At 58.9% G+C, this 25,961-nt stretch carries 17 protein-coding genes; 4 read left to right on the forward strand and 13 right to left on the reverse strand.

The window, feature by feature from the left end; translation table 11 throughout:
• Nucleotides 1–176: 176 nt before the first annotated feature.
• Entirely contained in the window at nt 177–2,816 is a 2,640-nt protein-coding gene (locus ACWNMW_RS05195; RefSeq protein ID WP_449490258.1) for a prealbumin-like fold domain-containing protein, read from the forward strand.
• Between the two features lie 82 nt (nt 2,817–2,898).
• Here ACWNMW_RS05195 and nrdF read toward each other — a convergent pair whose 3' ends face one another.
• From nrdF to ACWNMW_RS05225, 6 genes are all read right to left on the reverse strand, one after another.
• On the reverse strand, nt 2,899–3,861 hold the full coding sequence (gene nrdF / locus ACWNMW_RS05200; RefSeq protein ID WP_034500868.1) for a class 1b ribonucleoside-diphosphate reductase subunit beta: 963 nt from the start codon (nt 3,859–3,861) through the stop codon (nt 2,899–2,901).
• A gap of 136 nt (nt 3,862–3,997) precedes the next feature.
• Nucleotides 3,998–5,308 (reverse strand): alpha/beta fold hydrolase, encoded by a 1,311-nt coding sequence (locus ACWNMW_RS05205; protein WP_449490259.1) that lies wholly within the window; start codon nt 5,306–5,308, stop codon nt 3,998–4,000.
• Between the two features lie 175 nt (nt 5,309–5,483).
• Nucleotides 5,484–5,813, reverse strand: a complete 330-nt coding sequence (locus ACWNMW_RS05210; RefSeq protein ID WP_449490260.1) for a branched-chain amino acid transporter permease — start codon at nt 5,811–5,813, stop codon at nt 5,484–5,486.
• Nucleotides 5,813–6,562: an AzlC family ABC transporter permease gene (locus tag ACWNMW_RS05215; protein ID WP_449490261.1), complete on the reverse strand. Its 750-nt coding sequence runs from the start codon at nt 6,560–6,562 to the stop codon at nt 5,813–5,815. Before ACWNMW_RS05215 ends, ACWNMW_RS05210 begins: the two co-directional genes overlap by 1 nt.
• Before the next feature lie 103 nt (nt 6,563–6,665).
• Nucleotides 6,666–7,733, reverse strand: coding sequence for a ribonuclease H family protein (locus ACWNMW_RS05220; RefSeq protein ID WP_449490262.1), 1,068 nt, complete (start codon nt 7,731–7,733; stop codon nt 6,666–6,668).
• A gap of 11 nt (nt 7,734–7,744) precedes the next feature.
• Nucleotides 7,745–9,928, reverse strand: coding sequence for a S9 family peptidase (locus ACWNMW_RS05225; protein WP_449490263.1), 2,184 nt, complete (start codon nt 9,926–9,928; stop codon nt 7,745–7,747).
• Between the two features lie 236 nt (nt 9,929–10,164).
• Between ACWNMW_RS05225 and ACWNMW_RS05230 the strand changes: the two genes are divergently transcribed.
• Both ACWNMW_RS05230 and ACWNMW_RS05235 read left to right on the forward strand, forming a co-directional pair.
• Nucleotides 10,165–10,590 carry a GtrA family protein gene (locus ACWNMW_RS05230; RefSeq protein WP_449490308.1) on the forward strand — a complete coding sequence of 142 codons (426 nt, stop codon included), beginning with the start codon at nt 10,165–10,167 and terminating at the stop codon, nt 10,588–10,590.
• Nucleotides 10,591–10,717: 127 nt separating this feature from the next.
• Nucleotides 10,718–11,614, forward strand: a complete 897-nt coding sequence (locus ACWNMW_RS05235; RefSeq protein ID WP_449490264.1) for a patatin-like phospholipase family protein — start codon at nt 10,718–10,720, stop codon at nt 11,612–11,614.
• 64 nt (nt 11,615–11,678) lie between these two features.
• On the opposite strand, the gene ACWNMW_RS05240 is transcribed toward ACWNMW_RS05235, so the two are convergent.
• The 7 genes from ACWNMW_RS05240 to nrdH all read right to left on the reverse strand — a co-directional run bounded on the left by ACWNMW_RS05240 (nt 11,679) and on the right by nrdH (nt 20,742).
• On the reverse strand, nt 11,679–14,222 hold the full coding sequence (locus ACWNMW_RS05240) for an ABC transporter permease (protein ID WP_449490265.1): 2,544 nt from the start codon (nt 14,220–14,222) through the stop codon (nt 11,679–11,681).
• A 5-nt stretch (nt 14,223–14,227) separates the two neighbouring features.
• Nucleotides 14,228–14,959, reverse strand: coding sequence for an ABC transporter ATP-binding protein (locus ACWNMW_RS05245; protein ID WP_449490266.1), 732 nt, complete (start codon nt 14,957–14,959; stop codon nt 14,228–14,230).
• Nucleotides 14,960–15,088: 129 nt separating this feature from the next.
• Nucleotides 15,089–16,864 (reverse strand): ABC-ATPase domain-containing protein, encoded by a 1,776-nt coding sequence (locus tag ACWNMW_RS05250; RefSeq protein ID WP_449490267.1) that lies wholly within the window; start codon nt 16,862–16,864, stop codon nt 15,089–15,091.
• Between the two features lie 6 nt (nt 16,865–16,870).
• The gene (locus tag ACWNMW_RS05255) at nt 16,871–17,491 is read right to left on the reverse strand and encodes a hypothetical protein (protein WP_449490268.1); all 621 of its coding nucleotides are present in this window, start codon (nt 17,489–17,491) and stop codon (nt 16,871–16,873) included.
• A 354-nt stretch (nt 17,492–17,845) separates the two neighbouring features.
• Entirely contained in the window at nt 17,846–20,002 is a 2,157-nt protein-coding gene (nrdE, locus tag ACWNMW_RS05260; RefSeq protein ID WP_449490269.1) for a class 1b ribonucleoside-diphosphate reductase subunit alpha, read from the reverse strand.
• Nucleotides 19,972–20,388, reverse strand: a complete 417-nt coding sequence (gene nrdI / locus ACWNMW_RS05265; protein WP_449490270.1) for a class Ib ribonucleoside-diphosphate reductase assembly flavoprotein NrdI — start codon at nt 20,386–20,388, stop codon at nt 19,972–19,974. The genes nrdE and nrdI overlap by 31 nt, the downstream gene beginning before the upstream one ends.
• 93 nt (nt 20,389–20,481) lie before the next feature.
• Nucleotides 20,482–20,742: a glutaredoxin-like protein NrdH gene (nrdH, locus tag ACWNMW_RS05270; RefSeq protein ID WP_034500849.1), complete on the reverse strand. Its 261-nt coding sequence runs from the start codon at nt 20,740–20,742 to the stop codon at nt 20,482–20,484.
• Between the two features lie 728 nt (nt 20,743–21,470).
• On the opposite strand from nrdH, the gene ACWNMW_RS05275 reads away from it, so the two are divergent.
• Entirely contained in the window at nt 21,471–25,895 is a 4,425-nt protein-coding gene (locus ACWNMW_RS05275) for a SpaA isopeptide-forming pilin-related protein (RefSeq protein WP_449490271.1), read from the forward strand.
• Nucleotides 25,896–25,961 lie beyond the last annotated feature (66 nt).

Consider the following 25,961-nt stretch of genomic DNA (forward strand, 5'->3'; position numbering starts at 1 on the left):
TAACCCGAAGGTTTCGACAGGCCTACTGACAGTATTTTACATTTTCGTCCCAAATTGGGTGGGGTGAAGGCTGTCTGAGTGGGTCCATTAAGGAGCTCTATTGATGACGCAGGTCACATGTTTGCAATGTCAATTAATACTGTTAATATCATGTGAGATCCCTGATACGGAGACATATGAATCGGTTCAGCATTGCCCCCCGACCGCAGCATGCACAGCGTCGTCCTGAACGTCGAAAGTCTGCGCGCTATGCGGTGATTTCGTGCATCCTTGCAGCCCTTATTGCCCTTCCCGGAGTGAGTAATTTTCAATCACCTGCCCGGGCAGATGCCCCACTTGAAACACCCGGTGCCGACACCATTACTTTCAATCGCTCTGAAGGCCGAATCGGCAAGGCTGTCCTCAATGACTCGGGAACCGACCGGAGCACCGTCGTCGCAGACAACTCCTACTTCGGCGTCGTGCGAGGAATGACCAACTATGATTCCTCGGACCCGAACCAGCGCTCCGTCGCTTATCGCGCGGGGTACTCCCAAGACTGGCTTGACGCGAATGTCGCGAATACCGGTGACTACTGGTCCTACGTCACTCGAGGCGTGGCCTGGGACTACCACATGGCCGCCTACTACCGCTACCCGTACTACGGGGACTACACGCCGAACGCAATTTCAACCTCGACGACGAGCGCCCTGGGGTACAAGCCGAACAACCCCGGAACGGTCTCCCTCAACAGTACCTTCCTCATTGGCGCGGTCCGGCACAACAACTTCCCGATCTACTCCCAGATTCACTGGGTGCACTCGTCTTTCGATATCCGTATCGGTGACCTTGAAGAATCCTTCCCTTTTGACCAGCACGAGACAGACAACGACACAGATACGACCGCCGTCTCGCGCAAGGGTGGGCCATACAAGGTCGCCTATCGCGCCTCGGCTCCGCGCACGTGTCCCTCGGACGCCCCCTACTACGCGTTAAGCCGCGGAAACGGCGGGACCTGGTACTGCTACAAGTATGTGGGCGAGGGCAACGGCAATCGGGATATCTACACGAATTCCCCGCAGCACTATCCCGGATCTGCAGGCACCCCCGATCAAACACCGGCCTCTGACGACGTCTTGACCATCACCAAGACCACCTCGGATCAAACGATTACCGTCAACGGCATTCCCTATCGCCTGGTGCTCTTTGGCTTCGTTCCCAGCGCCGACGGTTCGTGCCCGGCAACGCCTCCTGCTGGTGCTACCCCGGTCTCAAGCTTTACGACGAAGGAAAATAAGAGTTCCTTCGGATGTCTGTACGGCTCCTTTAGTCAAGAGCGCTACGTGCGAATTGCAAAGACCGTAACCGAAGATTCCGCAGCTGTTGGTGATGCGATTCCGTCATTCAACTTCACCACTTTGGGTATTGGAGATTGGGCCTCTCCTTCCGGTACGCCACTCTCTACGCACGCCCAAGCCGACGGTTTCGTCGATTGGTCATCGTTTGCGGATCAGCCCTTGACGCCCACGGCCTACGGCCAAGGCGGAACGGTGATGAGCGGCTACAAGGCGTTCATTCCGGGGTATTCACAATTCGTTATCGCCGAAGGTGCTCCGACCATCGCAGGGAAGAGAACTCCAAAGTACGGTGAAGCGGGCTACTTTGGCCCGTGGAAGGTCAGTGACGATGCGAATTCTGCGTTGTGGACGCAGAAGGATGTTTCCTGTGTCAACGGTGTGGGCGAGCGTGTGAATGTCTCACGTGATGCCGATACAGGTGGCGTTGATTTTTCGAAGGTCGCGCCTGCCGCTTCGGTAGCAGCGCTTCCCATCACCTGCACCTTCACGAATGAAGAAAAAGTACCCAAGCTCCGCATCCAGAAGGACCTGGAAAGCGTTGAGGGCGCAACGACCGATGACATTACAGTGACCTATCGCATCAGCGCCACCAACGACGGCTCTCTCAAGGGAACAACAGGTCGTTTGACCGACACCCCGGACTTCGCACCCGGATTGAATGTCCGCTCGGCTGCGGTCGCGACCACTCTTGAAGGGCTCGCAAGCGCTGCAACACAGCCGGCCGCCGCCTCGTATGTCCTTACCGAAGGCACGGATCTTGAGCCCGGTCAGTCAGCCACGTGGTACATCCGCATGCGTGTGAGCCGAGATAAGACTGCGGCGGGTTACAGCGAGGTCGCGCTCGAGTGTGCGACCCAGAATAATCGCCTTACTCCAAAGAATGGCCTGTATAACCGCGTCAGCGGAGACTACGACCACGATGGTGAATCCAATAACGAGGCCTGCGCCCCGGCCCGCCCGCGACCGATCCGCATCGAGAAGGCCGGCACCCAACCGGTCGGAACTCAAAACGATGATGGAACCTATCCGCTCAATGGCGCGGCTTTCGCGATCTATGACAACCAGGCACTCACGGGTACCCCGATCAGCGTTCTTGACGGCGGATCCAGTTTCGTCAGCCCCTCACTTGAAACAGGGAAGACCTACTGGCTGGTTGAGACCCGCGCACCTGCAGGACACGTTCTGCTACCCCGTCCCATTCCCTTCCACATCAGTGTAGGAACCGACGCCGCTGCATCGACCGTGATCACCACCGATTTTGGTCCCGATGATGGTTTCTCCTCCGTGCGAGTTTTGCCCGCGAAGGCCGGCACTGGAGATGCGGCTCTGCCGGGTATTCGCGTGGTAGATACTCAGGTCGGGCATCTACCAGTAGCCGGGTCCACAGGCATCTACCCCTACCTTGGAGCGGGTGTCGTACTGATGGTTGCCGCCGGTGGCATCGTGTGGATGAAAGGACGCGAAGGACTTGAAGCCTAAGAAATAGATGAAGGAGGGGGAGCTCGCCGTTTGGCGGGCTCCCCCTCCTTTAACGCTCAGTCAGGTGAGTTGGGCAAAGAACTTAGAAGTCCCAGTCCTCATCTTCGGTATCGACAACTTCACCCATGACGTAGGAAGAACCAGAGCCCGAGAAGAAGTCATGGTTCTCATCCGCGTTCGGGCTCAGCGCCGCAAGAATCGCCGGGTTCACGTTCGTCGCATCGGCGGGGAAGAGGGCCTCGTAGCCCAGGTTCATCAGGGCCTTGTTGGCGTTGTAACGCAGGAACTTCTTGACGTCCTCGGTCAGGCCGAGCGGGTCATAGAGATCCTCGGTGTACTCTTCCTCGTTTTCGTACAGCTCGAAGAGCAGGGAGAAGGTGTAGTCCTTGAGCTCCTGGCGACGAGCCTCGTCGGACTCGTTCACGGCCAGCTGGTACTTGTAGCCAATGTAGTAACCGTGCACAGCCTCATCGCGAATGATCAGACGGATCAAGTCAGCGGTGTTCGTGAGCTTTGCGTGAGCGCTCCAGTACATGGGCGCGTAGAAGCCCGAGTAGAACAGGAAGGACTCAAGCATGGTTGAAGCGACCTTGCGCTTTTCAGGATCGTCGCCCTGGTAGTAGGACTTCACGATCTCCGCCTTGCGCTGCAGGGCCTCGTTTTCGTTCGACCAGCGGAAGGACTCGTTGATCTCCTCGGTGGACAAAAGCGTGGAGAAGATCGAAGAGTACGACTTCGCGTGCACGGACTCCATGAAGGCGATATTCGTGTAAACCGCTTCTTCGTGGGGGGTCCGGGCGTCCGGAATCAGCGAGACCGCGCCGATGGTTCCCTGGAGAGTGTCGAGCAGGGTCAGGCCGGTGAAGACGCGGTTCGTCATGCGCTGTTCTTCGGCGGTGAGCGTCTTCCACGATGCCAAGTCGTTGCTCAAGGGCACCTTTTCGGGGAGCCAGAAATTACCGGTCAGACGATCCCAGACCTCGAGGTCTTTGTCGTCTTCGATGCGGTTCCAGTTAATGGCTTCAAAAACGGGCGTTACGCTCACGCGTCCTCCTGACACGAGTGTTTCATGCGGCGCGATCCGGGATAGGAAGCGGGCCTGATAGTTTTAAAGACTACCGTCTTCGTCGGTTGAAATCTGCCTCTGATCGAATGAATCATGAAAATGACGAGGCTAGGAGCTAGTCCGCCAAAAGCTTGAGCAGGTGATCAAGAACCTTGCCGCCGGAGTAGAGCGATCCATCGTGCTGGTACTCGTTCGTGATGTAGTGATGCGCTCCCATAAGCTCACCGGTCTGAAGGGAGAGCTCGCGCGGGACAAACATGTCGTCGTAGTACACCGCGGCGGCGACGGGAACGGAATTCTCAGCCAAGGCCTCGGGGAAATAGACAGGAGTCGCATCCGTCGTTTCAGCAAGGATCTGTGCGACTTCTGCCAAGGGAGCGAGTCCCGGGTCCTCGTCGAAAACGCGGTGCATGAAGTGCTCGCCGGTGAGGTAGTAGGGCTCGGAAGTATCTAGGGGATCAGCGTCCTTCGCGAAACCGGGAACTTCTTCGGCCAGGCGGTCTGCCGCCCAATTCGTTGCGGTTCCGTGCAATTCGGGCGTTGCGCAAGCGTAGATGAATTCCTGGAACACGCCGTAGATCGGCGCAACATTCGTCGCGTCACCGATTGCTTCCAAGAATTGTGTGGACAGGCGGCGCTGGCCGTTGATGGTCACCCACGGGCCCTCGAGCAGGTAGTGGAGTTGGTCCGTGCGTCCCTGCCCGCCCAGCATCATGCCGATCTGACGGAAGCGCGCGCTGCTCAGGCGCTCGCCCGTCGGAAGGAGTTCCTCAGTGTCGCGAAGGTGTGCGGCGATCTGGCGGATCGTCGCCTCGTCCTCGGGGTGACGCTGGAAGTAGGTGCGGTTGCGCGCTGCTGTGCGCTGGTAGGTCAGGCGGTAGATCTCGTCGACATGGACGAGGCCCGGCAGGCCTCCCGTGATGAGGCTGGCTTTGAGGCCCTGGGGCGCAAGCGAGAGGTACGAAGTCGTGATGAAGCCGCCGTAGGACTGGCCGAGAGTCGTCCATGGTTCGTCTCCCGCGAGCTCGTGGCGGAAGGCCTCGGCATCGTAGACGATCTGGTCTTGGCGGAAATAGCGCAGGTAATCTGCCTTTTCCTGCGGGGTTGGAAGGAAGGAAAGGGATTGCGCATCCATGCGGGTGGACTGGCCGGTGCCTCGTTGATCGAGGAGGACCACGCGGTAATCCTGAAGTAGGCGGTTCATCCACCCGCTGTCAAAGGTGCCGAAACGAGGACTGGGATAGCCGGGTCCGCCTTGGAGGAAGACGGCGTAGGGCGCGTTTTCCTTGCCCGGACGCACGACCTCGCGCGCGAAGATCTCGATGGTGGGGTTATCTGCGCCGAGGGGATGCGTGTGATCGAGGGGGACGTCGAGGCGGTGCTCGTAAACGGTGTGAGCGTGGTGGATGTAGGAGTTCGTACGCATGGGACAAGGGTAGCGCGGCGGGGTGTGTGGCGGGGGTGTGCGCGGTGTGCGGGGCCCGAGGATTTGCCTGCTACTGCCCAAATGTCACATGAAGTCGGTGAATGTCGCAGGGAACGAGCTGTGTCTTTTGTCGACTTCGTGTGGAGGGGCGAGGCGGGCAGCGGAAGTAAGGCTTCTAGAGCAAGTTCAACATGAGGATGTAGCTGAGGGTTCCAAGGCCGACGCTCCACAGGAGGCGCCGTTTCGTTGCCAGATGGACAACAACAGTGATGATGGTCGCGACAATCGCCGCCCACCATTGGGAGCCTGCAGAGCCCGCGTTATCGCTGAGCGTCGCCAAGACGAGGATCAGCAAAATCCCCGGAGGCATCCATACGGCCATATTCCGAACGAAGCTGGACTCGCGCAGGGGCTCGAGGATCTTGAAGGGGAGCGCGCGCAAGGTGAAGTCGATGACGAAGACGACCAGGAGAATTCCGAAGAGGTAGGGGAGCGAGTGAGACATCAGGCCTCCTCGCCGGTGTGTGGTGCGTACAGCTGGTGGTCTGAATCAGCGCTGGGGCTGGAAGCGCCTTCGCTTCTTTTTACAAGCATATGGCGCACCACAAGGGCGCCGACGTATAGCAGCAGTGCAAGCAAAAGCCTTTGTTTAGGCCAGATGAGCATCGCGATGAGGAACGATCCAGCCGCCAAAACAACCGAGGGAATGTCCTTGAGGGAGCGAATCGAGTCGACGGTGAGGGTGATAAACAGCGCCGTGAGCGCGAAATCCAAGCCCTGGATCTGAGCGGGAATGAAAGACCCTGCAAGAACGCCAACCAGACCAGAGGTCACCCACGTCGCGTGATAGGTGACTTGCATGGCAAGCAGACGAGGCTTCGTCCAGCCTTCGGGTCGCGCTGCGGTGATCGCGTAGGCCTCATCGACCAGGGCATACATGGAGAATAAACGCGCGAACCTGCCCTCGACCAAGTGGAGGGGGAAGGAAAACGCGTAGAAAAGATGCCGGAAGTTCACAAGTAGCATCGTCACAGCGATGACGGCGATCGGAGTGTAAGAGGCCGCCAGAGTGATGACGAGTAGCTCAGCAGATCCCGAGAAAGCTGCTATTGACAGTGCCGGGGCCATCCACCACGGCATCCCCAGCTGCATGACCAAGATGCCGTATGCAATCCCCAGAGGAATGTAACCCGCCGCGATGGGTGCGGTCATACGGATTCCGGTGAGGATTTCCGTGCGGGTTGAGGATGACATTCTTCTATTTTGACTGCCGGAACAGGGCGTGCATGCGGTGTTCAGGAATTGAAACAGAATGTATCGGTTAACTCGGGAGATCGAAGAGCTTCAGTAACACGAATCACCGAGCCGAAATTGGTGAGGACTGGTGCATGAGAATTCGAGGCCCCTCCTTCCCCACAACCCAGGTGCTGCTTTCGCGTAGGCGACCACCTGACCATTCCAGAATGTAGGTGATGACCCAATCGACACTTGGTGTTGCACGTGAAACAGTGTCTGAACTGGTGTGATTGGGCAGTGATGCTTGTCCTTCGCAGCGGGTTATCGCCGCAGAATCGCTCAGAACAGCGCTGTCTTCAGTCAGTTTATTCACGGGGATCACTTGGAAATTTGAGGCCTCCACGTGCTCGGGTGCGCGCCCTTCCAAACCCTGCGTGAGAGAACCGTTGTGCCAGATCCGAATGCACCCGGGTGCCTCGAGCGCCTTAAGCGTGCGAGAATCTGCCTGAAGCCACGCGTCAAGGAATTGGCGCTCAAGCATCACTTCCGGAGCTTCCGTCCCCGTTGCGTTTCCCTGACTTTCCCTGCCTGTCGAGGCCGCATCAGCCTTGAGTGTGGCGGTCCCCAATTCCGTCGCCGTGCTTGCCGCAGTACCGGCCGCACTCGACGCTTCCGCGGTGGTAGCGGATACCCCAGCGCCAGATTCGGTGCTTTCAGTCGAAGCAAAGCCCGGGCCCGTGGGAATATCGCGGCCATCGCGATAAGCTTCCGCGCACGAGCGCGCGGCATCATCGGCGCGCTCGTTGAGAGGATGCCCCGCATGGCCCTTCACCCACTCGAAGGTCACGATGCGCCCCTGCATGGCGCGGTCAATCTCTTGAATAAGCTCCAGGTTTTTAATGGGTTTCTTATCGGCCTTCACCCACCCGCGTTTCTTCCACCCCGGTGACCACTTGGAGATCACATTGATCGCGTACTGAGAGTCCGCGAGGATGTGGAGTTCTTCGTCGGCAAGACCGGCCTGAGCAGTGGCCTTAAGGAGTTCAAGGACAGCATTCAATTCGCCCAGATTGTTGGTACCGCTGGGCCACCCACCCGCATCCCAACAATCCTCTGAGACCACCCAGGCCCATCCAGCAGGCCCCGGATTACCCAGAGAAGAACCATCCACTGCGGCTGTAATCGTCATAGGAAGTTCCTCTACTTGGTGATTCCGACCTGGTGGAGCGCGAAGGCAAATTCTTGAGCCCGAGCCTGCCAACGTCCCTTGCGCCCAGAAGCTCCCGCGTGTCCTGCGACCATTTCGGTGCGGATCACGATAGGAGGCTGGTCGGGAACCTGTGCGGTGGCCTGTCGAAGGCGCTGGACCCACTTATGGGGTTCAACGTAGAAGACGCGCGTGTCATTGATCGAGGTGGTCGCCATGATCGCGGGGTAACGCACGCCCTGGCGAACATTTTCGTAGGGTGTGTAGGAGCGCATGAGCGCGTAAATTTCAGGATCTTCAATGGGGTTACCCCATTCCTCCCACTCGCCCACGGTCAAGGGGAGTGAGGGATCCAAGATGGTTGTTAGCGCGTCAACGAAAGGGACTCCTGCGATCACCGCAGCAAAACGATCAGGCTGCGCGTTCGTGACCGCACCCATGAGGAGACCACCCGCGCTGCGACCTTCGGCGATCAAGCGTTCGGGGTGAACCCAGCCGGAATCGACCAGATGGTTTGCGACATCCAAGAAATCGGTGAAGGTGTGTGTTTTCACCAGTTTCTTACCGTCTTCGTACCATGAGCGTCCCATTTCGCCACCACCGCGAATGTGCGCGATCACGTGAATGACGCCTCGCTTGAGTGCGGGAAGACGCAGGATGTCGAACTCGGGGTCGAAGGAAACCTCGTAGGAACCGTAGCCGTGGATCCACCCCGCGTGAGTACCGTCGGGCTGGGCATCGCGGCGGTGAACCAAGGTCACGGGAATCTGTGTGTGCCCATCCCGCGCGGTCACCCACACTCGCTCTTCCGTGAAATCAGACGGATCCCAGTTGGGAACCTGAGTGACCTTGAGGATCCGCGACTTCCCAGTTCGCAGATCGAGTTCTTCCACGGTGGGCGAGGTCAGGACGCTCTGGTATCCCACTCGAACAAGGCAGTCTTCAAATCGCCCAGAGCTGAGGGGATAGAGGCTACGGATCGTGCCTTCCTTGTTGAGTTCTTCCCCGAGCGCCCACAGATCACTGCAATCCGAGGCCGGAACCGGCTTTCCGTCGGCAACTTCGAGGGGGCGCGTGCGCCGATAGTAGCGTGCTTGGGGGAGTGCGTCACGCCTGTAGGACAGCGTGAAGAAATCGCGATAGGCCTCGAGATCGCTCAGGCGCTCCCCGTCGCCGGCGGTGTAGAGCGTCACCCAGCGGTCGGGGTCCACGACCGAATCTGCGGCGCCTTCTTGAGGTAAAGGAATACACGCCAAGCTTCCTTCGCGCGAAAGTGCTGTGTGGATGACAAGCAGGTGATCGCCTGCGGGCTCAACATTGACCTGGACATCATCGCGTTTAGCAACAATATGCCGCGGCGGAACGCTGGGAGCATAAGGATCCCACAGCCATGCGCCGCCACTGGTTGTTGAGGTCGAATGAACAACAACGTGCCAGGGGTCGTTCGATGCGGAGAACCACAGGTCAAAGGCCTCGTCAGGTTCTTCCAACAGCAGGGAGTCACCATCGGCATCCGCACCCACGCGGTGATGCATGAGCTGGAATTGCCTCCACGCGTCATCGACTCGCGTGTAGATGAAGGACTGAGAATCCGCGGCCCACGCAAACCCATAGCCTGCGTCGCTGACACGCTGATCAATGATGTCGCCGCTGGACGCGTCTTGAATGATCCACGTCCAGCGTTCGTCGCCTTCGGTATCTTGAGACCAAGCGATCAAACGCCCATCCGAGGTCGGCACCAATTCCCCGACCTTGAAGAACTCTTCATCTTGGGCGCAGAGGTTTTCGTCGAGAAGAAGCTGCTCGCCTTCCAGTGTTTCGCTATCTGCCAGCACCGGAGTGTTCGGGTAGTGCGAGGCCGACACGCGGTAGTGCTTTGCATAGGAGTCTTCGTGATACTGGCGTTGGAAATACCACCAGTCCCCAACGCGCTGGGGAGCTGAATACACAACCGGCGCGGTGAAAGAATCAAACTCCGAAACGAGGTTCTCAGCCAGCTTCTGCGCAGGCTTGCAGACCTGTTCCGCCCATTGATTTTCCGCATGGACATGGGCAATGACATCCGGGTTGTCACGCTGACGCAACCAATCCCACGGATCATCAAAATGGTCCCCGTGAATGGAACGAACGCGCGTCCCAAAACGCTGCGGGGCAACAGGAGCGGTCTCTTCAGTCATGTTCATACTCTAAGGGAGCACACCGGCATCTGGAGCGCACTTGAGCTGAGCCTTCCCAAACGCTCGACGAAATAAACGTTAAAATCTTTACCGTGCCCACACAGGAAACAGAACAAGTGACGCCCTCCACGGCCTCGGCAAGCGTCGAACAGCCGGCCCCCGCAAGCGCACCCTCACACCCAGCCACCCCCGCAAGCGCATCCAAATCCCCCGCCCCCCAAGGCCTCGCGGAAACACTGCGCGCATGGATCAAGGAATTCCTCCAATTCGGTCTGGTCGGCGCAACCGCATTCGTGATCGACATGGGGCTCTTCAACCTGCTCCAACACGGCCCGCTCGCCGTCCTTGCCGGCCACGCGAACACCGCCAACGCCGTGGCCGCCAGTATCGCGACCATCTACTCGTGGATCATGAACCGAGTGTGGACCTACCGCGGACGCACCCAAGAAAACGCCGGACGCGAGGCCTTCCTCTTCTTCTTCGCCAACCTCTGCGGCATCGGAATCACGCAATTCTGCCTGCTATTTAGTCACCACATTCTGGGATTGACCTCGCCGCTGGCCGACAATATTTCCGCCTACGTCGTGGGCTTTGCTCTGGGAACGGCATTCCGTTTCGTCTTCTATCACTACGTCGTTTTCACCGGAAATTCAACGAAGTAAGCATCGACGAGGCCTCGCCCCCAAAGCCGCACGCCTTCCGTACCCCCCGTGAGTAGCCGGGTAATTTTCGCCATAAAAGCGCCGTCCTCCCTTCGCAGGAGTCCCGCCTCGGACGTAGAGTCGAAAGGTGAAATCGACGAATCTGAAGCACATTGATGACACCGCACTTGTTTTTGAGGGCGGTGGTATGCGCGGCGCCTTCACCGCTGGAATTGTCGCCACTCTGATCGAAGAGGGAATTGACTTCCCGCACGTTTCCGGGATTTCTGCGGGTTCGTCGAACACCGTGAACTACGTGTCTCGAGATGCCAAGCGCGCACACGACACCTTCACCACTGTCGCAGACAGCCCCGATTTTGGGGGCTTCCGTCACTGGATCGAAGGCCGCGGCATGTTTAACGTCGATTACCTCTACGACGAGATCGCCCAGCCTGACGGCGACGCCCCCTTGGACCTCGATACCTTCCTTGCCAACCCAGCTGAGGTCCGGATCGGCGCCTTCAACGCCACTCGAGGCGAAGAAGTGTGGTTCACGAAGGACGATATGCGCACGGTGGAAGAAGTCGGACGCTGCGTGCGTGCCTCGTCGACTCTTCCCATCATCATGCCCACGGTCACAATTGACGGCGACACCTACGTTGACGGCGCTCTTGGCCCCAACGGAGGAATCCCCTTGGACGCGCCGATGCGTGACGGCTACCGCAAGTTCTTCGTCGTCCTCACCCGCCCGCGCGACTTCGTTAAAACCCCGACGAAACCCGGTGTGTGCTCCGCCCTGCGCCTGGCTTTCCCGCGTCTTCCTTCCATTGCCGAGGCCGTGGCCCGTCGCACTGTCGCTTACAACGCTGCTCGCCGCAAGCTTTTCCAATTGGAAGAACAAGGGCGAGCACTCATCGTGACCCCAGGAGACCTGGGCATCGACAAGATGGAGATGAATGTTGATCGCTTGGAGGATGCCTACGATGCGGGTGTTGCTCGTGCACGCGCAGATCTTCCCAGGTGGGAGGCCTTCTTAGGCCTGTAAACCCTGAGCTCATGGGTGTGGGGCCGAGCGGAATCCGCTCGGCCCCACACCCATTCGGTGTCCCCTATTCGGTTGCAAGAGCCGCCGAAGGACTGACTTTTGCCGCTCGACGTCCCGGCAGCCACGAAGCAACAAGGGAGGCAAGCACCGCAATCCCTATAACCGCTGCGATTTGGATCCACGGGATAGTGATGAAAATGGTGAGTCCTTCCAAGGGGAGTGCCAGGATGCCGACGGCCCCGAAGAAGATTCCGAGTGCCGAGCCGATGATCGCTCCGGTTACCGAAATGAAGACTGCCTCCAAGGCGAGCATGGTTTTCATCTGACGCTTGGTGAGGCCAAGAGCGCGGAGCAGCCCGTTCTCCCGAGTACGTTCGGCAACGGAGAGCGAAAGAGTGTTGGCAACACCGACAAGAGCGACCAGAACCGATACTCCCAAGAGGCCAACGACGATGAGCAGCATCTGATCGATCATCTTGGAGTACATTTCGCGCTCAAGCGCTGACCCGTTGACGATTAAGGAACTATCGATTTTTGCGAGGTCCTTCTGAACGCTTGCCGCCGATACTCCGTCCTTCAGCTTGACGATCATGTCCGTCACGGGCGCTTTCGGATTGAGCTTAAGTAGGTTTGCTTCGCTTATTTCGTAGGTGCCATTGAAGTTCTTGGTGTATTTGCCTTTCAGGGTCAGGCATTTCCCCTCATTCGAGCAGACTTTGAGGTCTTTGCCGTTCCAGGCTTCCATACCGACCAAGACAGTTGAGTCATCGATCTGCTCGACTTTCGAGTGGGCGACCGTCGAATAGTCCGGCTCCCCGAAAATCTGACTCTGTTCGTCGGCATCGCCATCGCCATTACCTGCGGGCGCCTCTCCTTCAAGCTTTACGGTGCCGTAGATTGAGTGGGCGGGAATGCTTGCAGCAACGCCCTCGGTTGATGCGACGCGCGCCTGAATATCACTGCTGAGTTCCCCAGCCGTGATCGTGCTGACGGAAAGATCGAATGGGCGGCGCTCATTGACCTCGTTGATGAGGGAGTCTCGCATCGAAGACGCACCGACCATCATGGTGACAACCAGGGTTACGCCAATGACGATTGAAGTTCCGGTTGCGGAGGTACGTCCGGGGTTACGGACAGCGTTCTCGCGTGCCATACGAGCGAGCATTCCCGGCCACAGGCGACCAAAGAGTTTGGTGAGAGTGGGAACAATAACCGTGCAGATCAGCAGAATACCAATGAGGCATGCCATGGACATACAGAAGGACAGGGCGAACTTCTGCGTGGCGCTGCTGATCTTCAAAGCCGCGAGGAGGCATCCTCCACCGACAACGGCCAGGAAAAGACCGACGACCAGGGTGAGGCGGCGCGCCGCGCGAGAAGAGGCGTCGGCCTCGTTCACGGGAGAAAGGGCGGCGATCGGCGGAACTTGAGAGACCTCGCGGGCGGGCTTGCGTCCGACGAAGACGGTGAGGAGCGTTCCGAATGCCCACACGCCGATCGCGTAGGGGATGGATAGGGACGCGACGATCGAGAGGAAATTCTCTCCCTCGACCATATGTCCCAGGCCGAAACCGCCAACCAATATTCCCAAGATCACGCCGATGAACGCCGAGATCGCGCCAATTGCGTAGGTTTCTCGCCGAACAAGTGAACGCACCTGCTGAACGTCCGCGCCGAGTGCACGCAGGAGCGCCAACTCGCGGCGGCGTTGCTGAAGAATGACTTTAAACGTCGAGGAGACGACAACCGATGCGACAAGAATGGCAATCGCGGGGAAGATCAACGCGATCGCGGTCAGGAGGGCCCCCGACACTTGAATCGTCTTGAGCTGTTGCTCAATTTCCGATGCGGCGCTTTGGACCTTCACTCCCTTAACGGTGCTGAGATTCGACTCGAGAGTCTTCACCCAGGTGTCCTGCTCGGCTGCACTCGGGTTCCCGTACTTGTCCCCGGACAGGTTCGTTGCCACGCGGATCTGACCGGTCGGTCCCATGCCAACTGCCGAGGTGTACCCCTCGGTGGTCACATACGAAGTTGCGGTGATATTTGACCCCGAGTCGTAGATCCCGCTGACCGTGAAATCGTGTGCGCTTTCTGTCCCTTGGGAAGTCAGCGTGAGGGTTTCACCCACCTGCAGGCCCAGTTCTGTCGCCGAAGTGGAGGGGATCGTGATTTCCGAGGCCGTGGCCGGGGCTTTCCCCTGCGTGTACTTCAGTGAGAGGAAGGGATCTGGGAGGAGGGGAGAGAGGAAGAAGGCCTCTCGCTCGTCGTGAGCCTTGCCCATGAGGGGGTATTGCGTGGAGATGCCGACGGCTGTGACTCCCGGAATCTTCTCGATCTGAGAGGTCACCGAGGCGAATTGCTGGGTAACGCTTTCGGGGGTAGGCTCCTCGGCGTTGTCGTCGCGGGAGGGGTCGATGGTGACAAGTGCTGTCGTGCCTCGGTAGGCCTCGCGAATGCTTCGGGTGAGCGCCGAGGTCGTCGTGTTCGTGAAGAGCAAGGTCACGATGATGAAGGCGGTGGAAATTGCGACGGCCAGGCCGGTTGAGAAATAGCGGCGACCGTGGGTGCGCAGGTTTGCTCGAAGCAGAGTGGATGTTGAACTCACCGGTGTCACCTCAGTGCAGCGTTGAGTTCGTCTTCGCTGGCCTCGCGAAGGTCTGAAACGATTGCGCCGTCGCGGACAACCAGGACGCGGTCGGCATAGGAGGCTGCGTGGACGTCGTGGGTCACCATGATGACGGACTGGTCGAGTTCGTTGACTGCTCGGCGCAGAAGGCCAAGAACTTCCTTGGAGGAGTGCGAATCGAGGTTACCGGTCGGTTCGTCTGCGACGATGACTGCGGGGCGGCTCATGAGTGCGCGGGCAACGGCGACGCGCTGCTGTTGGCCACCCGAGAGCTCGGAGGGCCTGTGGTTCAGGCGTTGTTCCAGTCCCAGCGAGGAAACGATGAGCTTGAACCAGTCCTCGTCGACTTTCTGCCCGGCGAGCTCTAGGGGGAGCAGGATGTTTGCCTGTGCGTCCAGGGTGGGGATGAGGTTGAAGCTCTGGAAAACGAAGCCGATCCGATCGCGTCGAAGCTTCGTCAATTGGCTGTCTTTAAGTGCCGTGATATCGGTATTTTCAATGAATACGGTTCCTGAGGTGAGCGAATCAAGTCCGGCCAGGATGTGCATCATCGTTGACTTACCTGAACCTGAGGGGCCCATGATTGCGGTGAATTCGCCCGAGTAGAAATCGACACTGACATTGTTGAGCGCGCTGACCTGGGTATCGCCTGATCCGTAGATTTTGGACACGTGGGAGAGGCGAACAACCGGGGTTGAAGATGGAAAAGTATTCATGTCCTCTATCTTGCGCGCAGGGGTGTGCTCCCCACTATGGGGGGATGCCCCGGGTGTCCCCTGATTTTCCCCGGTGGTGACCCCGAGGTCGCAGTGTTGATGCGCGGCTGCACTCCTCCGAGCTTCAGCCTAACTGTTCGCGCTATCCCCCAGCCGCAGTCCCCTGAATCGATTCACCGCTGCTGCGACATCGACGAGGCGTGGGCGGGCAAGGTGCCCCGGCAAAGAATGCGCACCGAACTTGGCAACAACGTCCAAGCCCTCAGAATTCATCGCACGCTCAAGGCGAGCTAAGAGCTGGTTGATATCCAACTTCCCATCCGCGTACGAGAAGAGCAACCCGCGCACCATCCACGCAATCGCCTCGGTCTGTCCCGGGTCAACAATCTGCTCCACGTCGCCCAAGTCAAGGTGCACCTTGTCCAAAGTGATCGAGGACAGGCCTGCAGCCTTTGTCTTTGCGCGCTCGGGTGCGCGCAAGCGAATGGGGAAACGAGGCTCGGTGGGAGCGCTCATGGGCAGGTCCTCATGGGGACGGGGCAAGCGTGAGACAACCTCGCGCGCACGATCGGTGACATCGACGCATCGATAGTGGTCCATCATGAGCACGCGATCAGCGTGATCGAGGTAATCGCCAGAACCCCCCATGACCAAAATCGTCGAGACACCAAGGTCGCGGTGAAGAGAGGAAATGCGATCAACCAAGGGCGTGATTGGTTCCTTCTCTGCCTGGACAAGCTCGCGCATACGCCCATCGCGGATCATGAGGTTCGTTGCGCTTGTATCCTCATCGATCAATAGCAGGGGAGAACCCAGCTCAATTGCCTCGACCAATGAAGCAGCCTGAGACGTCGATCCCGAAGCGTTTTCCGTCGAGAAACGCGAGGTATCAGCGTTTCCGGGCAGATGCGTAATAAAGGGAGAAACATCCACTCCCGTGACGGCGCGGCCATCAGCAGCACGGACCTTCATTGCATTCGGTGCAGTGGCCACATACTCGCGGCCGTCCCCTGGGATATGCGCATAGACACCGCGTTGGATGGCACCTAGCAGCGTGGACTTACCGTGATAACCGCCGCCCACGATCACCGTAACGCCCGGCTCAATAGCCATCCCGCGGAGGGCGCCCGCATGGGGGAGCTCGACCTCGGCCTCGAGAGTGGAGGGGGAAGAGAAGGGGATAGCGTCCGCGAGGGGGAATTGGGAGACCCCGCTGCGGCGCGCAAGGATAGAGCCGTTGGCGACGAAGGACACCCAGCCGTACTCGCTCAGGATGGACTGGAGTGCGCAGTAGTCCTCGTAGACCTCGATGTGGTGCAGAAGGTCCTGGCGTTCGCGCTCAACTTCGGGAATATCGCTGAGGTAGTCGAAAGTGTCTTGGACAGCATCAGGAATATCGAGGTCGAAAATCTGCGCGGCGCGGCGGCCCAAAATCGTGCGACCGCGCGCGGGCATACGCACCTCGAAGCGGAGCTCGACGCGGTCGGGTTTGACCGTGCAGGCGCTGCGCTCGAGGATCTCGACGCTGGGCGACATGACCTGAAGGTCACTGAGGCGCCTCTCGCGAAGCGAACGATTAAAGGCGCGAAGGAGGTAGTCCGCGCAGGCCAGGCGCGCCTCGGAAGAAGAAATCGCAGCCTGAGGGAGCCCCATTTCCTGCGGCGTCGAGATTGCGCGCACCTTCGAAGGCGGAGCGTAAGGATCGGCCTGGATGCGGTCGATAGACAGGGAAAAACTGCCGTAATCCCACATTCCGAGGACCGATTTGTATCCCGGGTAGGAACGCCCGTCGAGTTGGTGAAGTGCGCGAATGAGATCGCGGTCGCTTCCGGTGTGCTTGCGGTACTCGGCGGTCGAACTCTGTCCGGGAATTCGCGCTGAAGGTGAAGAATCGCGAGGTGACATGGGTGATCAGCCGACCGCTGCGGAGATGGTTGTCACCGCGTAGTAGATCAGGTAACCGGCCAGGCAGATGTGGATGACGGTGCCGATCACGCCGAGAGTGCGCGCAATCAGTGCCTGCTGGTAGGCGCTTTCGGGGATCTGAGCGGCGCGTGCGCGCCTGATTGCCGTGTTTGACCAGACCCATGCGGGAATCGTGCCGAAAAGACCGATAAGGAACAGGCCGAGGACTGCGAAAACCATTGGGCCCGTGCTGGGGATGCTCTCGGCCTGCATGCTCGGCGAGGTGGGGTTGTAGGTGAACTCCGGGGCGCCGATGGGTGCTTGAGGGGCGAAGACGCTGGTTGCCGAGGCAGCGAGAGGCGCGGATGAGCTCTGCTGGGAAGCGTGCGGCATGCTGAAGCGATCGCTCTCGGGTGTGCCCCAGGGGGTACCAACAGGAGTCTGCGGCGTGGCCTCGGGTGTCGTTTGTGAGCCCATGGGCGTGCTTGGCTGCGCGTTGATCGGATCGCTCTGTTGCGCGCTCAACGGGGCGCTTGGTTGTGACCCTGCTGAATCCTGCGGCGCCCGAGGCGTCGGCATGTTCGGCGGCTGGAATACATTGGGCGCTTGAGGATCTGGTTGCGTCATGTCTCCATCATAGGCAATGGCACGAGGTACAGGCGCGTTCCAAGCCTGCTCCTGCCTGTCCGGCCATGCCTGCTCCTGCTTGCGCCAAGCTTGCTTCCACTTGCGTCTACTTGCTCTACATGAAGTCGGTGTTTGTCACAGGTTATGCCCTGTGTCATTTCCCGACTTCGTGTGTCTTTCCGAGGCGGTGCGCGCCCTTCCTGTGTCTTTCCGAGGCGGTGCGTGCACCCGTGTGTCATGCCGAAGCCCAGATGACAAAGTCGGCCAGAATCACACGCTTTTACGTATGTTCTGGCCGACTTGCTGGTTTTGGACCCCATCCGGCGCGGATCGAAGCGCCGAAGTGGCCCAACGTCACAGCATGCAGGACACGCAGCCCGAAACTTCGGTGCCTTCCAGTGCCATCTGACGCAGTCGCATGTAGTACAGGGTCTTGATGCCCTTCCTCCATGCGTAGATGTACGACTTGTTGAGGTCACGCGTGGTCACCGTATCGGGGTAGAACAGCGTGAGCGACAGGCCTTGGTCGACGTGCTGGGTCGCTACCGCGTAGGTGTCGATGATCTTCTCGGGGCCGATTTCGTACGCATCCTGGTAGTACTCCAGGTTTTCGTTCGTCATGTAGGGCGCCGGGTAGTAGACGCGACCGATCTTGCCTTCCTTGCGGATTTCGATGCGCGAGACGATCGGGTGGATCGACGAGGTCGAGCCGTTGATGTACGAGATCGAACCGGTCGGCGGGACCGCCTGCAGGTTCTGGTTGTACATACCGTACTGGGCGACGTCGGCCGCCAGGGCCGCCCAATCTTCCTGCGTGGGCAGGTGGATTGTCGAGGCCGCAAGAAGTTCGCGGCAACGCTCAGTTTGCGGCTCCCAGACCTGGTCGATGTACTTGCGGAAGTACTCGCCCGAGGCGTACTTGGACTCTTCGAAGCCTTCGAAGCTCACGCCGCGCTCGCGGGCGATTGTGCACGAGGCCTTGATGGCCTCGTAGGCGACGGCCATGAAGTACATATTCGTGAAGTCCAGAGCTTCTTCGCTGCCGTAGTAGATGTGCTCGCGGGCGAGGTAGCCATGGAGGTTCATCTGACCTAGGCCGATGGCGTGGCTCATGGCGTTACCGCGGGCGATCGAGGGCACCGATTGGATATCCGACAGATCGGAGACGGCGGTCAGGCCGCGGATTGCGGTCTCGATGGTCTTGGAGAAGTCCGGGGAATCCATGGTCTTCGCAATGTTGAGCGAACCCAGGTTGCAGGAGATGTCCTTACCAATGTGCGAGTAAGAGAGGTCATCGTTGTAGGTCGAGGCCTCAGACACCTGAAGGATCTCCGAGCACAGGTTCGACATGGTGATGCGGCCCTTAATGGGGTTCGCAGCGTTGACCGTGTCTTCGAAGACGATGTAGGGGTAGCCGGACTCGAACTGGATTTCAGCGATGGTCTGGAAGAAACGACGTGCGTTGATCTTCTTCTTGTGGATACGGCCATCGTCAACCATCTCGTGGTACTTCTCGGTAACCGAGATTTCCGAGAAGGGCACTCCGTAGACGCGTTCGACGTCGTAGGGGCTGAAGAGGTACATGTCCTCGTTCTTGCGGGCCAGCTCGAAGGTGATATCGGGGATGACGACGCCCAAGGAGAGGGTCTTAATACGGATCTTCTCATCCGCGTTCTCGCGCTTGGTGTCCAGGAACTGCATGATGTCCGGGTGGTGTGCGTGCAGGTAGACAGCACCCGCGCCCTGACGTGCGCCCAGCTGGTTCGCGTAGGAGAAGGAGTCCTCGAGCAGCTTCATGACGGGAACCACGCCACTGGATTGGTTCTGAATCTTCTTGATCGGGGCGCCGGCCTCGCGAAGGTTGGTGAGCTGCAGGGCCACGCCGCCGCCGCGCTTGGACAACTGCAGTGCGGAGTTGATGCCGCGGGCGATGGACTCCATGTTGTCTTCGATACGCAGAAGGAAGCAGGAGACCAGTTCGCCTCGCGCGGCCTTGCCAGCGTTGAGGAAGGTTGGGGTTGCGGGCTGGAAGCGCCCGGTCATCATCTCGTCGACCAGGTGGCGTGCCATCTCGATGTTGCCCTGTGCCAGGTAGAGCGCGACCATGACGACGCGGTCTTCGAAGCGCTCCAAGTAGCGGGTTCCATCGAAAGTCTTGAGCGTGTACGAGGTGTAGTACTTGAAGGCGCCCAGGAAGGTGGGGAAGCGGAACTTGTGTGCGTAGGCCTGCTTGTGGAGGTCCTTGATGTCCTGGAAGTCATATTGGTCCAGGACGTGCTTCTCGTAGTAGCCCTGCTCGACCAGGTATTCCATCTTCTCTTCCAGGTCGTGGAAGAACACGGTGTTTTGGTTGACGTGCTGGAGGAAGTACTGGCGTGCTGCCTGTCGGTCGGCCTCGAATTGGATGTTGCCATCCGCATCGTAGAGGTTGAGTTGCGCGTTGAGCGCGTGGTAATCCAGCTCGGGGGAGGGGGCTGGTTCTACTCCTGTGTCAGTGAGGTTTTCTGCCAAAACTCGCTCAATCCTTCGCGAACTCGTGAGACGTCTTCGGCGGTGCCGAGGAGCTCAAATTTGTACATGTGGGGGATGTGTAATTTTGCGGAGATGATGTCTCCGGCCAGGCAGTAGGCCGTGCCGAAGTTGGTGTTCCCCGAGGAGATCACGCCGACGCAGAGCGAGCGGTTGTGTTCGTCGTTGAGGAACTTGATGACTTGCTTGGGTACTGCGCCCTTGATGTTGCCGCCGCCGTAGGTGGGAACGATGAGGACGTAGGGTTGCTCAACGTGGAGGAGGCCGTCGCGGGGGAGGAGTGGAATTCGCTGTGCCGGGAAGCCGAGTTTTTCCACGAAACGGCGGGTATTGCCCGTCGCCGACGAAAAGTAGACGACGTTGACCATGTGGTCTTTTCCTTTCACGAGGCCTGCTCTGCTTGGGAGCAAAAAGTTGCCCGGCCCCCTGAGACAGTGGCCTGGGGACCGGGCGGGTTGCTTTTAGGCGTTGACGACGCGTCCCGATTCCATGGACGAGGCCTGCGCTGCGGCCTTGATGAGGTCGGGGCGGTAGCCGCTCCAGTGGTCATCGCCGGCGATGACGACGGGTGCTTGCTGGTAGCCGAGGCCCTTGATGAATTCGAGGGCTGAGGGGTCTTCGGTGAGGTCGACCTTCGTGTAGTCCAGTCCCTGCTTATCGAGTGCGCGGTAGGTCGCATCGCACTGGACACACATGGGCTTGGAGTAGACGGTGATGGACATGGTCTGACCTTTCAGTGTTGTGGGTAAGTGTTCGTTTTTCCGCTTATTGACCCGGGGGAGCGGAACATGGGTCAACACTACACCTTGTGTGTCTATTCGCAAGCAGGCCCAATATGTTGTGTCTGGGGTATGGGTGGGCACTAATTGTGGATGGGGGTGTGTGCTCCTGTGGAAGGGGTGTGGATGAACCTTGCTTACATCGGTGTAATTCGTGGAGTTTCGGGTTTTCGAGGCTGTGGATACAGCTGCGTGTGGTGTCCACAGAAGGGAGGAGTGCTGTGGGTAAGGACACGAAAATTTCGATGAATTTCTGTGCGAGTTCGGCGTGTCGGGCGTCGGCAATTAAAAAGGGTAAAACCAACTTAAAAACAAAGTGCGCAGATGCTGAATAAGTAATGCACAAAACCTTATAGATGTGAGCGACATCACGTATAAGCTCTGAAAACTTGCATGAAGTCCAAAGGAAGTGTGCGTGTGTGCAGGTCAGGACGCATATGAGAAGGGTGATACGCGTACAGATTCCATTCAGAAATGAATCAGGATTAATCTGAAGCTGAGAAAAGTCTGAACGATTCAGTTGTAAATCGAAGGGCTTTCTTCTAGGGTTTAGACGTTCTGATCTCCGTAGACAGTGGATGACACCAAAACTGTTGCTAACGCTACATTTATTGGTTGATTGTCAGTAAGCTGTCAGTAAATCCCACCACAACATGAGGAGCACGCTCAGCATGACGAATGCGAAAAGCCAAGCTACTTCGAAGCGTAGAACTGCGGCGACGCGCTTTGTGGCGGCATTAGCCGTTGCGGCGACCGCGGGTAGTGCACTGGTTGGAAGCCAGATCGTTGCTCCTCAGGCTGCGTATGCAGCGCAAGAGCCCGCAGCCGGCAAGATTGATGTCGGCGAGGTTTCCGCATGGATTAACGGTGGCTACACGAGCGAAACCGAGGGTGGTGCGCACCTGAATGACAGCATCAGGTACGGTGTTGTTACCGGAATGTCGCAGAATCGCCTGCGCACGGGTGATCAGCCCGTAGATGCGTGGCTGAGTGGTACCACCGCTCAGAGTAAGGATGCGTGGGCATACATTGCTCGAGGTGTGCCGTGGAAGTGGGATAACCAGACCGCCGACTATGGCGATACTGCTGCCAGCAAAGCCTGGATGCAGTCGCACTATGACCAGTGGGCTGCCGACCCCAAGAAGATCTGGGTGAATGGACAGAGTGCCATCGGCTTCAAGCCGAACAAACCTGGTGAGGTCGAGCCGGGTCAGACCTTCCTTCTTGGCGCGATCCGCCATAATAACCTGCCCATTGGGCAGGCTGATGCGCCGCACAAATTGGGGCAGCCTTACCTTCAGGCCAACATCAACCTGGAATTTGCTGGACTATTCCCCGCAGGTCAGCAGAGAGAAGCTTTCCCCTTCGTCAACCACGAGACTTTCAACACCCTGGCCTCGACGATCATTTACCGCAAGGGCGGCGCCTACGTGAAGACACCGGGCGAGGCTGGTACGGGTACCTGTTCTACCAGTTTCGGTACTACTGGCTGGGACGTGAATCAGCTGATCGGTGGAAAGCGGGTCCGTGACCTGGTCCTCGATGGTACCTACGGTCGTCCGGGATACACGCCCTCCGGCGCTTTCATCGGTCCCGCCTATGAGCCGGACCCGGTGAATGCGGCGGATCGCTCGCAGGGTTACGTTAACAAGCCCGAGTCTCGCTCCGGACGCATGTACTGCGTCAAGTACGTGGGCGAGGGCAACGGCGACTACGACCTGTACAGCCAGTACTACAACGGCGGTGCAGAGCAGCCTCACAACCAGCTCGTGAAGGAACAGGTCACGCCTCGCTATTGGCCTGGCGCGAAGGGCAACGTCAACGAGAACCCCTACGTCTCCGACACCGTCAAGCTGGAGAAGACCGTCTCGGATCGTACCTTCACGAAGAACGGCCGCACCTACCGTCTGCAGCTGTGGGGCTTTGTCCCCGCGACGAACGCGACGAACTTCTTGACCCCGGAGAACTTCAACTCCATCCCGACGGCGAACTGCCCGGCGACGCCCGCGGCGGATGCCAAGCGTACTGACTACTTCGTAACGCAGGAACTTTCGGTGAACTACGCCTGCCTCTACGGCGTCATTACGGAAGAACGCACCGTACGTATCGCGAAGTCTGTTGAGGATCCGGACAATGCGAACCCGACGATCCCGGCTGCTAACTTCGCAGTGACCACGGGTTCCGCCTGGGCGGACAATACGAGCCGTACCCCGGAGACCACCGGCACGGTGACCGTCTCGAAGCCCACGGCTTCCTCCGCTCAGGCCAAGACGTCGTTCATCTCCGCAGCTGACCCGGCCGCGACGCTCACTCCGACCGGTTTTGGTGAGGCAAACGCGACGTACGATTCAAACTTCATTCCCTTCGAAGTTGGCAACTCTGACTTCACCATTTCAGAAAATCAGATTGCTGATCCGCAGTGGAAGCTGAAAGACATCAAGTGTGTCAACGGTATCGGCGAAGACGTCGCCGTCACCAAGACCGGACGCGGCATTAACTTCAAGAACGTTGGCGGTGCGAAGAGCGATGCGGCAGCTCCCATTACCTGTACCTTCGTCAACGAATACGAAGCTCCGAAGGTTCCGAAGCTGCGCGTTCAAAAGAGCATCGAAAACAACGGTGGCGTCACCGGCGCGACCGAGTTCGATGTCGATTACAAGATCGTTGCAACCAACGACGGAAACGGCGCCGGTAACACCGGCAAGCTGACGGACAAGCCCGACTTTGCCAAGGGCCTCGAAATCCAGTCCGCTAAGGTCGCCACGACCCAGGCCGGCCTCGCTGGTGCCGCTAACGCAACCGCAAGTGGCGGCGTCTACACCCTGACCAACGGAGTCAACCTCGATCCGGGCAAGACCGCCGAGTTCTGGATCCGCTTCCACGTGAAGCGCAACGAGTCGGCCACTGGCTACGACGTCAAGAACCTCGAATGTAAGGTCACCGGAAACAACGTTCCGACCCCTGGCTTCGGTCTCTTCAACCAGGTCGTTGCCGAAAACGGCAAGGACTCTGACGGCGAAGACAACAACAAGGCCTGTGGCCCGGTTCCCGTTACCAAGATGCGCGTCGAAAAGAGCATCCAGGTAAACGGTGCAACCACGGGCGCCACCGACTTCATCGTCGACTACAAGATCGTCGCAACCAACGACGGCAACACCAAGGCCTCGACCGGCAAGCTCACGGATAAGCCCGACTTTGCCAAGGGCCTCGAAATCCAGTCCGCCAAGGTCGCCACGACCCAGGCCGGCCTCACCGGCGCAGCCGTTGTCACTCCCGCTAACGGCGTGTACACCCTGACCAACGGAGTGGAACTCGATCCCGGTAAGACCGCTGAGTTCTGGATCCGCTTCCAGGTCAAGCGCAACGAGTCGGCCACTGGCTACGACGTCAAGAACCTCGAATGTAAGCTCGACGCCAACGGCATCCCGACCGCCGGCTATGGCCTCTTCAACCAGGTCGTCGCCGAGAGCGGTAAGGACCACGACGGCGAAGACAACAACAAGGCCTGTGGCCCGGTTCCCGTCACCAAGATTCGTGTTCAGAAGAGCATCGAAGCAAATGGCGGCGCGAACACCGGCGCAACCGAGTTTGATGTCGACTATAAGATCGTTGCAACCAACGACGGAAATCTGAAGACCTCGACCGGAATCCTCACGGATAAGCCCGAGTTCGCTAAGGGTCTTGAGATCCAGTCCGCCAAGGTCGCCACGACCCAGGCAGGCCTCGCTGCTGCCTCCAACGCAACCGCTGCAAACGGCACCTACACTCTGACAAACGGTGTCGAGGTTGAGCCCGGCAAGACCGCTGAGTTCTGGATCCGCTTCCACGTCAAGTTCAACTCCGCAGCAGCTGGCTACGACGAGACCGCTCTCGAATGTAAGCTCGACGCCAAGGGAATCCCCACCGCCGGCTTTGGCCTCTTCAACCAGGTCAACGCTCAGACGGGCAAGGACCATGACGGTATCGACAACAACAAGGCCTGCGGCCCCTACGTGCCCGCAAAGGTCCGCGTTGAAAAGAGCATCGAAGCAAACGGTGGCGCCACCGGTGCAGCCGAATTCGATGTCGATTACAAGATCGTCGCGACCAACGACGGACAGATCGCAACCACCACCGGCAAGCTCACGGATAAGCCGGAGTTTGCTAAGGGTCTTGAGATCCAGTCCGCAAAGATCGCGACCACGCAGGCCGGCCTCGCTGGTGCTGCAAACGCAACCGCAGCTAACGGTGTCTACACGCTGACCAACGGAGTCACCCTCCAGCCCGGCACTACCGCCGAGTTCTGGATCCGCTTCCACGTCAAGCGCAACGCCGCTGCCGCCGGCTACAGCGAAACCAACCTCGCCTGCCACCTCGATCAGAAGAACCTCCCGGTTCCCGGTTTCGGCCTCTTCAACCAGGTCTACGCCGAGAACGGTAAGGATCACGACGGCATTGATAACAACAAGGCCTGTGGTCCCAACGTTCCTCACGAGATCGTCGTCGTGAAGGCCGGTACCCAGAACACTGGTAAGACCTTCACAGACCCGACCAACCAGTACACCTCCGGAGACGGATCGGCGCTCTACCCGCTCAGTGGTGCAGAGTTCGCGATCTACAGCGGCGGCAACCCGCAGAACTCGACCTCCGCGACCCTCGTCAAGACCCTGTCCGCAGGAACCACGACGGACGTCTACTACTGGTCAGTCACCGGCCTTGAACTCAACACCGACTACTGGTTGGTTGAGACCAAGGCACCGGCTGGACACAGCCTCCTGCCTCGTCCGATCCCCTTCCGCCTGACCACGGATGGCAACGGCACCGTTGTCACCCTGGGCGCGGAGGTGCGCGATCAGACCAAGTGGGCCAACTCGGCCGTCCAGGCCTACGCCTCCGTCACAAACGCAACACTGCCCCAGAGCGATCAGGGCTTCGTTGTGGGCGGCGCACGCAAGGCCACCATCTTGGTCAAGGACACGGAGGTAGGACACCTGCCCGTCTCGGGCAGCCTCGGAATCTACCCGTACATCGGTGTCGCAATGGCGCTTATGGGCGGGGCGATGGTGATCTCTCTGGTCACCATGAAACAGCGTCGCAAGGCGGAGAACTTCGCCTGAAACGCTGACCCTAGTTGATGACTAGTTCAAATCACCATCACTCGATCTGTTCAAAGATCCCGTACA

It is taken from the genome of Actinomyces sp. Marseille-QA0893 (assembly GCF_976954355.1).

Excerpts from the sequence above, each read along its gene's own strand:
- ACWNMW_RS05220 (WP_449490262.1), bottom strand. The coding sequence starts at position 7,733 with ATGACGATTACAGCCGCAGTGGATGGTTCTTCTCTGGGTAATCCGGGG.
- ACWNMW_RS05215 (WP_449490261.1), bottom strand. The coding sequence starts at position 6,562 with ATGTCATCCTCAACCCGCACGGAAATCCTCACCGGAATCCGTATGACC.
- ACWNMW_RS05250 (WP_449490267.1), bottom strand. The coding sequence starts at position 16,864 with ATGTCACCTCGCGATTCTTCACCTTCAGCGCGAATTCCCGGACAGAGT.
- ACWNMW_RS05225 (WP_449490263.1), bottom strand. The coding sequence starts at position 9,928 with ATGACTGAAGAGACCGCTCCTGTTGCCCCGCAGCGTTTTGGGACGCGC.
- ACWNMW_RS05275 (WP_449490271.1), top strand. The coding sequence starts at position 21,471 with ATGACGAATGCGAAAAGCCAAGCTACTTCGAAGCGTAGAACTGCGGCG.
- nrdI (WP_449490270.1), bottom strand. The coding sequence starts at position 20,388 with ATGGTCAACGTCGTCTACTTTTCGTCGGCGACGGGCAATACCCGCCGT.
- ACWNMW_RS05210 (WP_449490260.1), bottom strand. The coding sequence starts at position 5,813 with ATGTCTCACTCGCTCCCCTACCTCTTCGGAATTCTCCTGGTCGTCTTC.
- ACWNMW_RS05245 (WP_449490266.1), bottom strand. The coding sequence starts at position 14,959 with ATGAATACTTTTCCATCTTCAACCCCGGTTGTTCGCCTCTCCCACGTG.
- ACWNMW_RS05205 (WP_449490259.1), bottom strand. The coding sequence starts at position 5,308 with ATGCGTACGAACTCCTACATCCACCACGCTCACACCGTTTACGAGCAC.
- nrdH (WP_034500849.1), bottom strand. The coding sequence starts at position 20,742 with ATGTCCATCACCGTCTACTCCAAGCCCATGTGTGTCCAGTGCGATGCG.
- ACWNMW_RS05195 (WP_449490258.1), top strand. The coding sequence starts at position 177 with ATGAATCGGTTCAGCATTGCCCCCCGACCGCAGCATGCACAGCGTCGT.
- ACWNMW_RS05255 (WP_449490268.1), bottom strand. The coding sequence starts at position 17,491 with ATGACGCAACCAGATCCTCAAGCGCCCAATGTATTCCAGCCGCCGAAC.